Here is an 11,390-nt window from a genome sequence, read left to right on the forward strand (position 1 = left end):
CGGTCCGGCTCAGTCGTTCGCCCTGATGCCCGTGATCTGCACCACGCGCTTCCAGTACTCGACGTCGGCGCGCATGTTGGCGGCGACGTCCTCGCGCTCGGGCGGCGCGGGGTCGATGCCCATCGCGAGCATCTGCTCCTGCACCTCGGGCGACTTCAGCACGTTCAGCACCGACGTGCGGATGCGCTCCACCGTTGCGGCGGGCGTTCCCTTGGGCAGCATCAGCCAGTAGCGCCCGGGCTGCGACACCTCGGTGTAGCCCAGCTCGGCGAAGGTCGGCACGTCCGGCACCAGCCTGTTGCGGCGGTTGCCCGTGATCGCCAGGGCATTCAGCTTGCCGGCCTTGACGTGCGAGATCGTGTTGCCCAGGTCCACCACGGCGGTGTTGATCTGGCCGCCCAGCAGGTCCGTGATCAGGGGCGGCGTGCCGCGGTAGGCTGCGTGCACCATGCCCAGGTTGTTGCGCCTGTTCACCAGCTCGGAATAGATGTGCGAGGTGGTCGCGTTCCCGTAGCTGCCATAGCTGCCCTTGGCGTTCTTCATCTTCGCGATCGCCGCGTCCAGCGTCCGCACGGAGGTGTCGGCCGTCAGGTACATCATGGGCAGGTCGCAGATGCGTGCGACCGGGATCAGGTCCGTCAGTGCGTCGTACGGCCGCTTCTGGTTAAAAGCGTAGGCCTGCGTCAGGTGGCTGTAGCCCAGCAGGATCGTGTGGCCGTCCGGCGGGGCGTTGACGCCGTGGACGGTGCCCACCACGCCTGCGGCGCCGGGCTTCGCTTCCACGATCACCGGCACTTTCCAGTCCTCCTTCAGGCGGTCGGCGAACATGCGCAGCACGCGATCGCCCGTGGAGCCGCCGACGGCCGGCAGGATCAGCGTGACCGGCTTGCCCGCGATCGGGAAGCTCTCCTGCGCGGCCAGCGGCAGCGAAGCCGCCGCTGCGGCGAGCGCCAGGGCCGCCAGGCTGGTGCGGCGGGACATCGGATGGGGCATGCGTCGTGTCTCCTGTGGTGGGTTTGCTCAGGTGCCCCGCTTCCCCAGCCGGGCGAAGTCGGGCTCTCGTTTTTCCAGGAAGGCGCGCACGCCCTCCTCGAAATCGGGACGGTCGATCAGCTCGGCCTGCCGATCGGCTTCGTACTGCAGTTGCGCGGCCAGGTCGTTGCGCCCGGCGGCGTCGTAGGCGCGGCGCGTCTCCAGCGCCGCATGCGAGGGCAGCCTCGCGAGCTGGCGCGCGACGGCCATCGCTTCCTCGCGGAGTTTCTCGCCCTCGACGCAGGACCAGACCAGGCCCCAGGCCTGCGCCTGCTCCGCGCCGAGGCGGCTGCCGAGCAGGGTCAGCGCGGTCGCGCGGCCGCGGCCCAGGAGCTTCTCCAGGAACCAGGTAGTGCCGAGGTCGGGGACGATCCCCAGCTTCGGGATGAAGGGCAGGTAGAAGTAGGCCGAGCGCGCGGCGATCACCACGTCGGCCGCGAGCGCGATGCCGACCCCCGCGCCCGCCGCGACGCCCGGCAGCGCGCAGACCACCGGCACCGGCAGCTCGCGCAGGCCGGTGATGAGCGGGTTGGACAGCTGCTCCATCACCTTGCGCGTGGACTGGCCGCGCGTGAGGTGCTCGTCGCCGGGCGGGATCGCGTTGCCCGCGAGGTCGGCGCCGGCGCAGAAGGCATCGCCGGCCGCCGTGAGCAGCACGGCGCGGATGTCCGGTGTTTCGCGCACCTGCTGCAGCAGCCGGCCCAGGCCCTCCTGCATCGGGCGGCTCAGCGCGTTCCGCCGGCCCGGGTTGTCCAGCGTGATCACGGCCACGTCGCCGTCGCGCTCCATCCGGATGTGCTCGAGTTGCATGGGGTCTCCTAGTGCGCCGCTGCGGCCAGGCTTGCGCCGAGGCGCGCCGCATGCGTCGGGCCGTCGCCGAAAAGCTGGTCCAGCACGGTGAAGCGGCGCAGGCAATGCCCCGCCGCGTATTCGGCCGTCATGCCGATGCCGCCGTGCAGCTGGATGGCCTGGCCGGTGACGAAGCTGCCGTGGCGCGAGAGCAGCAGCTTGGCGCGCGACAGCTCCCGCGACCGCGCCTGCGCATCCTCTTCCTCGAGTGCGAGCAGGCCCGCGAGCGCCGCGCTGCGCAGCATCTCGAGCGCAACGCGCATCTCGGCCACACGGTGCCGCACCACCTGGTTGGCGCCGATCGGGCGGCCGAACTGCTGGCGGGTCTGGACGTACTCCACGGTGAGCGCGTAGGCGCGCTCGGCGACGCCCAGGCCTTCCGCGCAGGCCGCTGCGAGGCCGGCTTCCTGCGCGGCCTGCACGGCGCGCCAGGGCCCGGGACCGTCGATCTCGCCGAGCGGCTCCGCGCGCGCGGCGTGCAGCGCGATATCCGCGGCGGGCGTGTCGTCGATCAGGCGCAGCGGCGTGCGGCGCACGCCTTCCTGCGCGGGATCGACGATGAACAGCGCGAGTCCCGCGGGATCGCCGGGCGATCCACCGGTGCGTGCCGTCACGACCAGCAGGTCCGCCGCCGCGCCGAACAGCACACCCTGCTTGACGCCGTCGATCCGCCACTGCCCGCCTTCCTGTCGCGCGGTGGCTTCGACCCACAGGGCCGCATGCCGAGCCGCGGCCTCGTCGTGCGCGAAGGCCAGCACGCGCGAAGCCTGCGCCACGCCTGGCAGCAGGCGTTGCTGCTGCGCGGGAGTCCCGGCGCGCGAGATCGCGGTGGCCGCCAGCACGGCCGAAGGGATGAAGGGCTGCAAGGCCAACGCGTACCCGAGCTCCTGCAGCGCGGGCAACCACGCGACCGGCCGCTGGCCGAAGCCGCCGTGGTCCTCGGTGAGCGTGAGCGCGGTCACGCCCAGCTCGCTGAGGCTGCGCCACAGCGCGCTGTCCCAGCCCGTCTCGCCCGCCGCGGTGCGGCGGCGCCGCTCGAACGACGCTTCGGACTGCAGCAGCCGCCGCAGGCTGCCCTGCAGCTGTTCCTGGTCGGTGTCGGGTTCGAATCGCATGCCGTCCTTCAGAGACCGCTGACCAGGTGGCCGCCGTCCGCCGCGACCACCGCACCGGTCATGTAGCGGCCCGCGTCGCTCGCCAGCAGCAGCAGCGGACCATCGAGGTCGCGCGCCTCGCCGAACCGCCGCTGCGGGATGCGCTTGCGCATCCTGTCGCCGGCCTCGCTGGCGAGGAACTCGCGGTTGATGTCGGTGGCGATGTAGCCCGGCGCGAGCGCGTTGACGCGGATGCCGTGGCGCGCCCATTCGAGCGCGAGCGCCTTGGTCAGCTGGATCAGCCCGGCCTTGGAGGCGGCATACGGCGCGACGAAGGCGCCCACCCGCTCGCCCAGGATGGAAGCGATGTTGACGATGCTGCCCGCACGGTTGGCGGCCACGAGCCGCCGCGAGGCTTCGGTGGCGACCAGCCAGGCGCCCTTGAGGTTGGTGTCAACGACGTCGTCCCAGTCGCCTTCGGAAGTTTCCAATGCGGGCGTGCCCAGCCCGACCCCGGCGTTGTTGATGACGATGTCGGGCTGGGTCCCCGCAGTCGCCATGGCGTCGAACGCGGCCGCGACGGAGATGCTGCGCGTGACGTCCAGTTCAACGCCCTGCGCGCGTGCGCCGCGTTGGCGCAGCGAGGCCACGAGCGCCTGCACGCGGTCGGTGCGGCGTGCCGCCAGCCAGACCTGCGCACCCGCATCGGCCAGCACGCCGGCGAAGTGCGCGCCCAGGCCGGAGGAAGCGCCGGTCACCAGCGCGCAGCGGCCGGCGAGCGAGAACGGCGCGAAGACCGCGGTGGCAGCCGTGGACGCGTCCATCACGCCACCGGGTAGAACTCGCGGCCGCTTGCCGCCATGTCCCGAAGCAGCGCCGGGGGCTCGTACATCGGCCCGTGCGCGGCCAGCGCCTCGCAGCGCTGCAGCAGCTTGGGCAAGCCGATCCAGTCCGCGTACTTGAGCGGCCCGCCCAGGTAGGCCGGAAAGCCCACGCCGAGCAGCATCGCCATGTCCAGCTCCGCCGCGCTGCCGGCCACGCCTTCCTCGAGGCAGCGGATCGCCTCCAGCAGCATCGGCACCATCATGCGTTCGACCACCTGCTCGTCGCTGAAGCTCGCGCCCCCGCCCTGCTGCAGCTGCGCGATGAGCGCACGTGCGGCCGGGGAGGCGCTGCGGCGCGGCTTGCCGCCGGCCGAGTCGTAGTCATAGAAGCCCGCGCCGCTCTTCTGGCCCAGGCGCTTCTCGCGCACCAGGGCCCGGATGGCATTGCGCTCGGGCGGGCGCATGCGCTGCGGGTAGCCGGCCGAGATGATGTCGATCACGTGGCTGCCGGTGTCCATGCCCACCACGTCTTCCAGGTAGGCAGGGCCCATCGGCCAGCCGAAGGCTTCCAGCGCGCGGTCCACGCGCTCGTAGTCCGCGCCTTCCGAGACGAGGTCGCAGAACGCGATGATGTACGGCGTGAGGATGCGGTTGACGAGAAAGCCGGGGCAGTCCTTCACCACGATCGGCGTCTTGCCGAGCGCGCTCGCATAAGCCGTCGCCGTGGCCACGGCGGCATCGCTGCTCGCCTTGCCGCGCACCACCTCGACCAGCGGCATCACCGGCACCGGGTTGAAGAAATGCAGCCCGACCACGTCGGCCGGCCGAGGCAGCGGCGCGGCGATGTGGTCGATGCGCAGGCTGGACGTGTTCGACGCCAGCACGGTGCCGGGCCGCAACTTGGCCTGCAGGTCCGCGAGCACCTTGTGCTTCACGGACAGGTTCTCCACCACGGCCTCGATGGCGAGGTCGGATTCCTGCAGGTCCGCGTCGTCCAGCTGCGCCCTGATGGCGGCCAGCACCGCATCGGCCTTCTCGCGGCCCATGCGGCCCTGCTGCACCTGCTTGTCGAGCTGCCGGCGCGCCTCGCCCATGCCCAGCTCCAGCGCGGCCGGCGCGATGTCCTTCATGCGCACTGCCATGCCGCGCAGCGCCGTCGTGTAGGCGATGCCGCCGCCCATGATGCCGGCGCCGATCACGGCGGCGCGGGCCACGGGACGCCCGCCCTGTGCATGCCGGCGCGCGAGCTTCTTCACCGCCTGCTCGTTCAGGAAGGTCTGCACCATCGATCGGGCCGCCTGCGTCTGTGTCACGGCCCCGAACGCCGCGGCTTCGAGCTCCAGTGCGCGAGTGCGGTCGCAGCGGGCCGCCTCACGCATCATGCTGACGGCCATTTCCGCCGCAGGCTGGTGGCGCGCGGCCTGCTTCGCCAGTTGCGCGAACGCCTCGTCGTAAGCGGCCGCATCGGGCGTGCGCACCGGTTCGCGCTTGCGCTGCTGCGCCGCCTGCCAGTCCACCGCGCCTTCGACGCAGCGCCACAAATGGGCCAGTGCCTCCTCGCGCAGGCGATCCGGCGCGGCGACCGCGTCCACCACGCCGGCGCGCAGCGCATCGGCCGCCTTCGCGGGACGGCCGCTCATCACCCATTCGATCGCGACGCGCTCGCTCGCCACGCGCGACAACCTCACGGTGCCGCCGAATCCGGGGAAGAGGCCCAGCCTGACCTCGGGCACGCCGACCTGGGCCTTCTCCGACATCACCCGTTGCGACGCGGACAGCGCCAGCTCCAGCCCGCCGCCGAGGGCGAAGCCGTTGATCGCGACCACGGTGGGCACCGGCAGGTCCTCGAAGCGCACGAAGACCTGGTTCGCGGCCAGCACGTCGCGCGCGACCTGCTCGCCCGAGTGCCGGAACTTGCGGCCGAACTCGGTGATGTCCGCGCCGACGATGAACACGTCCTTGGTGCTCGTCACCAGCACGCCGCGCACGCCGTCCGCCCCGGCGATCGCCTGCACGGCGCGGCCGAACTCCGCCACGGCCTTGTCGTCGAGCTTGTTGATCGCCTCGCCCGCGCGGTCGAAGCACAACTCCACCAGCCCGCCTTCCAGCGGCGTCACCCGTACGCAGTCACCGGCGAACATCGGCGGCTCCTTCGGCCCAGGCGGAAGCGATGTGCAGGCGCTGGCGGCAGTCGGCCACCATGCGCTCGATCAGGTCGGCGCAGGTGGGCACGTCGTCGATCAGGCCGACGCCCTGGCCGGCCGAGATCACGCCGCCATCGACTTCGCCGCTCTGCAGCGCCGCGCGGCCGCGGGTGCCGACCACCAGCGGGCGGATCTCGTCGAACCGGCAGCCGCCCGGGCGGTACTCCATCGACCGCACCTCGCGCGCGATCGCGTTGCTGTACACGCGCGCCGTGTTCTTCAGCGTCCGGAAGATCAGCGCCGTGTCGCGTTCGCTGGCGCCCACCAGCGCCTGCTTGATGTTGTCGTGGATGGGCGCCTCCCGCGTCACGCAGAAGCGCGTCCCCATGTTGATGCCCTCGGCGCCGAGCGCGAACGCAGCCGCCATGCCGCGGCCGTCGGCGATGCCGCCGGAGGCCACCACCGGGATCTTCAGCGCGCGCGCCGCGGCGGGGATCAGCACCAGGCCGCCGACGTCGTCCTCGCCCGGATGGCCCGCGCATTCGAGCCCGTCGATGGAGACGATGTCCACGCCATTGCGCTCGGCCGAGAGGGCGTGGCGCACCGTCGTGCACTTGTGGACGAGGGTGATGCCGTGCTCCTTGAACGCGGCGATGAACTCGCGAGGGCTGTTGCCCGCCGTCTCCACGATCTTGACGCCGCTCTCGATGATGGCGCGCACGTACTCCGCGTACGGCGGCGGCTTCACGGTGGGCAGGATGGTGAGGTTCACGCCGAAGGGCTTGCCGGTCATCGACCGGCAGCGGGCGATCTCGTCGCGCAGGGCCTCGGGCGTGGGCTGCGTGAGCCCGGTGAGGATGCCGAGGCCGCCGGCGTTGGACACGGCCGAGGCCAGCTCGGCCAGGCCCACCCACTGCATGCCGCCCTGGATGATCGGGTAGGCGATGCCGAGTTTCTCGGTGACGCGCGTCTTCATGGAATCTCCTTGCCCGGCGGATGCTAGGCAGGGGGTGCGGCGGGGTCCTCGTCGCATGCGACGAATTTGCCCGGCGGGCCGCGCGGCGCCGGAATTCGTCGCAACCGACGATGGCCGCGGCCCACCCGCTTCCTAGACTCCAGGCTCCCCCAAAACCCATCCGCCATGGCCAGCGAACACATCACCACGGAACTGTCCGAGGGCATCCTCACCATCACGCTCAACCGGCCCGAGAAGCTGAACGCGTTCACCACGCAGATGGGCCAGGAGATCGGCGCCGCGCTGGATCGCGCGGACCGGGACGACGACGTCCGCGTCGTCATCTTCACCGGCGCCGGGCGCGGCTACTGCGCAGGCGCCGACATCTCCGACGGCGGCTCGGTGGGCGCCGGCTCCGGCATGGAGCGCAAGGGCCTGCCGCCGGGCGGCATCGGCCAGCGCCTGTTCGAGTCGCACAAGCCGCTGATCGCGGCGATCCACGGCGCGGCCGTGGGCGTGGGCGTCACCATGACCTTGCCGATGGACTTCCGCATCTGCGCGCAGGACACGAAGTTCGGCTTAGTCTTCACCCGCCGCGGCCTGGTGCCGGAGGCGGGCAGCGCGTGGTTCCTGCCGCGCATCGTCGGGCTGCCCAAGGCGCTGGAATGGGTCTACGCGGGCCGCACCGTCAACGCGGAAGACGCGCGCGCCGCCGGGCTGGTCAGCGAAGTGGTTCCGCCGGACCAGCTGCTGCCGCGCGCCCGCGCCATCGCCCGCGAGATCGCGGAGAACACCGCGCCCGTCGCAACTGTGCTCACGCGCCAGCTGATGTGGCGCGCTTCGGCCGCACCTCATCCGGAAGGCGCCCTGCGCGTCGATTCCGCGCTCAACCTCGCACTGGCGCAGACTGCGGACGTGAAGGAAGGCTTCACCGCCTTCCGCGAGAAGCGGCTGCCGCGCTTCCCCGGCCGCGCCAGCCAGGACCTGCCGGCGCTGTACCCGTGGTGGTGACGGCAGTGAAGGAGACGACACGATGAACACGAATTACGACCTGCTCATCCGCAACGGCCGCGTGGCCGACGGGCTGGGCTCGCCCCTGTTCGAGGCCGACGTCGCGGTGCGCGACGGACGCATCGCGGCCGTGGGACGCATCGACGGCAACGCGCGCGAGGTGATCGACGCGGCCGGCGCGGTGGTCGCGCCCGGCTTCGTCGACATCCACACGCATTACGACGGCCAGGCCATGTGGGACTCGCGCCTGGCTTCGTCCAGCTGGCACGGCGTGACTACCGTGGTGATGGGCAACTGCGGCGTGGGCTTCGCGCCGGTGCGCGAGCACGACCGCGAGCGCCTCATCGAACTCATGGAAGGCGTGGAGGACATCCCCGGCGTCGCGCTGCACGAGGGCCTGGACTGGGCCTGGGAGAGCTTCGACGACTACCTGGGCGCCGTGGAGCGCCGGCCGCACGACGTGGACGTCTGCGCGCAACTGCCGCACGGCGCGCTGCGCGTGTACGTGATGGGCGAGCGCGCCGCGCGCCTGGAGCCGGCCACGCCCGAGGACGTCGCGCGCATGCGCGAGATCGCGGCCGAAGCGATGCGCGCGGGCGCGCTGGGCTTTTCCACGTCGCGCTCCATCAACCACCGCACGATCAAGGGCGACCCCACGCCTTCGCTGCGCGCCAGCGAGGCCGAGCTGACCGGCATCGCCATGGGCCTGGCCGACGCCGGCCGCGGCGTGCTGCAGCTGCTGTCGGACTTCGACACGCCGTCGATGGAAGAGGAGTTCGCGATGCTGCGCCGGGTGGTGGAGAAGTCCGGCCGGCCGCTGTCGTTCACCGTCGCGCAGAAGCACGACGACCCGCAGGGCTGGCGCAAGCTGCTCAAGCTGATCGACGAGGCGGTGAAGGACGGCCTGCCCATCCGCGGCCAGGTGGCGCCGCGACCGATCGGCATGCTGCTCGGGCTGCAGGCCAGCCTGAACCCGTTCTCCGGCTCGCCGATGGTCCGCGAGATCGCGGACAAGCCGCTGGCCGAGCGCGTGGCCATCATGCGCGACCCGAAGTTCAAGGCGGCGGTGCTGGACCACCTGTCGCGCACCACGCGCAAGCGCCTGGACCTGCGGCTGCTGTTCCCGTTCGGCGATCCGCCCAACTACGAGCCGGACCCGTCCACCTCGATCGCCGCGCAGGCCGAGCGCTCGGGCCGCAACCCCGACGAGCTCGCGTACGAGCTGATCCTGCAGGACGAGGGCCGCGCGTTCCTGTACACGCCTTTCGCCAACTACCACGACGGCAACCTGCAGGCCTGCCGCGAGATGATGGCCGACCCGAACACGGTCATCGGCCTGGGCGACGGCGGCGCGCACGTGGGCATGATCTCCGACGCCAGCTTCCCGACTTTCCTGATGACGCACTGGTCCAAGGAATGCGGCCGCGGCGACGGCTTCGACCTGAGCTGGCTGATCAAGCGGCAGACGTCGGACACCGCGCGCACCGTGGGCCTGAACGACCGCGGCGTGATCGCGCCCGGGATGAAGGCCGACATCAACATCATCGACGTCGACAAGCTGGGCCTCACGGCGCCCCGGATGACGTTCGATCTGCCAGCGGGCGGCAAGCGCCTGCTGCAGAAGGCGGACGGCTACCGCGCCACCATCGTCTCGGGCGCCGTCACCTACCGCGACGGCGAAGCCACGGGCCAACTGCCGGGCCGGCTCGTGCGCGGTCCGCAGGCCGCTGTCGCCGCCTGAGCCCGCCATGCAGATGCAAGCCAAGGTGGTGGCGGTCACGGGCGCCTTCGGGCAGCTCGGCCGCGCGGTCGTCGAGGAAGTGCGGGCCCAGGGCGCCCGCGTGGCGCTGCTGGACGTCTCGGGCGGCCAGGCTCCCGAGGGCTCGCGCGCCTGGAGGGTCGATCTCACTTCGCTGGCGGATGCGACACGCACCTTCGACGAGATCGCCGAGCATTTCGGCCGCCTGGATGCACTGGCCAACGTGGCGGGAGGCTTTCGATGGCAGACGCTGGAAGCGAGCAGCGACCTCTCCGAATGGGACCTGCTGCACGCGATGAACGTGCGCACCTGCGTGACGGCCTCGAAGGCGGCTCTGCCCCACCTGCTGCGCAGCGGGGCCGGGCGCATCGTGAGCGTCGGCGCGATGGGCGCGGTCAAGGGGGCGAGCGGCATGGGCGCCTATGCCGCGTCCAAGGCGGGCGTCATGCGCTTCACCGAGGCGCTGGCCGACGAACTCAAGCTCAAGGGCGTCACCGTCAACGCGGTGCTGCCCAGCATCATCGACACGCCCGCCAATCGCGCCGAAATGCCGCAGGCGAAGCACGACCGCTGGGTGCCGCCGCGCGACATCGCGCGCGTGATCGCGTTCCTGTTGTCCGACGCCGCGGCGTCCGTCACCGGCGCGCTCATCCCCGTCACCGGAAAGACCTGAGCGCTCGCATGGCGCACCTGATGTTCTGCCTGCGCCGGCTGCCGCACCTCACGCGCGAGCAGTTCCAGGACTACTGGCGCGACGTGCACGGCCCGCTGGTGCGATCGCATGCGCAGGCGTTCGGGTTGTCTGCCTACGTGCAAAGCCACGCGCTGCCGCAGGAGGCTTCCGGACGGCTGGCGCTCGAGCGCGGCGCGCCGCCGTCGTTCGATGGGGTTGCGCAGCTGTGGTGGCAAGAACGGCAGAGGACGGCCGGCGAGAAGGAGGCGGCGCGGCTCGCGAATGCCGAGCTGCTGCAGGACGAGCGACGCTTCATCGACCTGCCGAACTCGCCGATCTTCCTGGTGGAGGACCACGAGGTGCTGCGGACATTCGTGGACTCGCGCGCTCCCTGACCCGCTCATCCCGACCGGGCGATGAACCCCAGCCGGTGCGCGCCTGCTTGCACCCGGGCACGCCAGCGCCTACCGTGACCGCATGGAACCGAGTGCGTCCCGGGCCTCACGGCTCGTCGATATCGCGCAGGCGATTGCCTTCGCGACCTCGGCCGGCGCCACCGATGAGCGCCTGCGGTGGCTCACGCCCTATCTCGCCGAGGTCCGCGAAGCGCTGGGCATGGAGGTCGCCTTCGTGTCGGAGCTGGTGGACGAGCGGCGGGTCTTCCAGGTCGTCAGCTCGTCGCGCGGGCCCGACCCGGACCTGCAGGCCGGTCACTCGGATGCGCTGCTCGACACGTATTGCATGTACGTCGTCCAGGGGCGCCTGCCGCCGGTGATCCGGGATGTCCGCACGAGCGCGCATCGAGCGGCGCTGCTCCCGATCACCGAGCGCCTGGGCATCGGCTGCTACGTGAGTGCGTCGGTGGTGCTGCCTGACGGACGCGCGTTCGGCACGCTCTGCTGCTTCAGCCGCAGCGCGCGGCCGGACCTGGTGGAATCGGACGGCGATGCACTGCGCGAGGTCGCCCGCGTCATCGGCGACGCGCTTGGCCGGGCGCGGGCAGAACACCCGCACGCGTAGCCGCGCAGTGGGTCACTCGCCTGCTCAGC

The 11,390-nt window shown here is 71.6% G+C and carries 11 protein-coding genes; 5 read left to right on the top strand and 6 right to left on the bottom strand.

Annotated elements, in window-relative coordinates; all coding sequences use genetic code 11:
* Positions 1-9: 9 nt before the first annotated feature.
* The 6 genes from EZ313_RS15785 to EZ313_RS15810 are packed head-to-tail and all read right to left on the bottom strand — an operon-like array spanning position 10 to position 6,919.
* A complete protein-coding gene (locus EZ313_RS15785) occupies positions 10-993 on the bottom strand; it encodes a tripartite tricarboxylate transporter substrate binding protein (RefSeq protein ID WP_135264233.1) in 984 nt (327 codons plus the stop codon).
* A 27-nt stretch (positions 994-1,020) separates the two neighbouring features.
* Positions 1,021-1,842, bottom strand: coding sequence for an enoyl-CoA hydratase-related protein (locus EZ313_RS15790; RefSeq protein WP_135264234.1), 822 nt, complete (start codon positions 1,840-1,842; stop codon positions 1,021-1,023).
* An 8-nt stretch (positions 1,843-1,850) separates the two neighbouring features.
* Positions 1,851-2,996, bottom strand: a complete 1,146-nt coding sequence (locus EZ313_RS15795) for an acyl-CoA dehydrogenase family protein (protein ID WP_135264235.1) — start codon at positions 2,994-2,996, stop codon at positions 1,851-1,853.
* An 8-nt stretch (positions 2,997-3,004) separates the two neighbouring features.
* Positions 3,005-3,799: an SDR family NAD(P)-dependent oxidoreductase gene (locus tag EZ313_RS15800; protein ID WP_135264236.1), complete on the bottom strand. Its 795-nt coding sequence runs from the start codon at positions 3,797-3,799 to the stop codon at positions 3,005-3,007.
* Positions 3,799-5,940: a fatty acid oxidation complex subunit alpha FadB gene (gene fadB / locus EZ313_RS15805; protein WP_135264237.1), complete on the bottom strand. Its 2,142-nt coding sequence runs from the start codon at positions 5,938-5,940 to the stop codon at positions 3,799-3,801. Before fadB ends, EZ313_RS15800 begins: the two co-directional genes overlap by 1 nt.
* Positions 5,927-6,919: an NAD(P)H-dependent flavin oxidoreductase gene (locus EZ313_RS15810; protein WP_135264238.1), complete on the bottom strand. Its 993-nt coding sequence runs from the start codon at positions 6,917-6,919 to the stop codon at positions 5,927-5,929. The genes fadB and EZ313_RS15810 overlap by 14 nt, the downstream gene beginning before the upstream one ends.
* Before the next feature lie 165 nt (positions 6,920-7,084).
* On the opposite strand from EZ313_RS15810, the gene EZ313_RS15815 reads away from it, so the two are divergent.
* The 5 genes from EZ313_RS15815 to EZ313_RS15835 all read left to right on the top strand — a co-directional run bounded on the left by EZ313_RS15815 (position 7,085) and on the right by EZ313_RS15835 (position 11,361).
* Entirely contained in the window at positions 7,085-7,909 is an 825-nt protein-coding gene (locus tag EZ313_RS15815) for an enoyl-CoA hydratase-related protein (RefSeq protein WP_135264239.1), read from the top strand.
* A 22-nt stretch (positions 7,910-7,931) separates the two neighbouring features.
* Complete coding sequence (locus EZ313_RS15820; RefSeq protein ID WP_135264240.1) at positions 7,932-9,650, top strand: N-acyl-D-amino-acid deacylase family protein; 1,719 nt, start codon at positions 7,932-7,934, stop codon at positions 9,648-9,650.
* A gap of 7 nt (positions 9,651-9,657) precedes the next feature.
* Positions 9,658-10,341, top strand: coding sequence for an SDR family oxidoreductase (locus EZ313_RS15825; protein ID WP_205960408.1), 684 nt, complete (start codon positions 9,658-9,660; stop codon positions 10,339-10,341).
* Positions 10,342-10,349: 8 nt separating this feature from the next.
* A complete protein-coding gene (locus tag EZ313_RS15830) occupies positions 10,350-10,736 on the top strand; it encodes an EthD domain-containing protein (protein WP_135264241.1) in 387 nt (128 codons plus the stop codon).
* Positions 10,737-10,818: 82 nt separating this feature from the next.
* Positions 10,819-11,361, top strand: coding sequence for a GAF domain-containing protein (locus EZ313_RS15835; RefSeq protein WP_135264242.1), 543 nt, complete (start codon positions 10,819-10,821; stop codon positions 11,359-11,361).
* Positions 11,362-11,390 lie beyond the last annotated feature (29 nt).

Source organism: Ramlibacter henchirensis (assembly GCF_004682015.1).
Taxonomy (GTDB): Bacteria; Pseudomonadota; Gammaproteobacteria; order Burkholderiales; family Burkholderiaceae_C; genus Ramlibacter; species Ramlibacter henchirensis.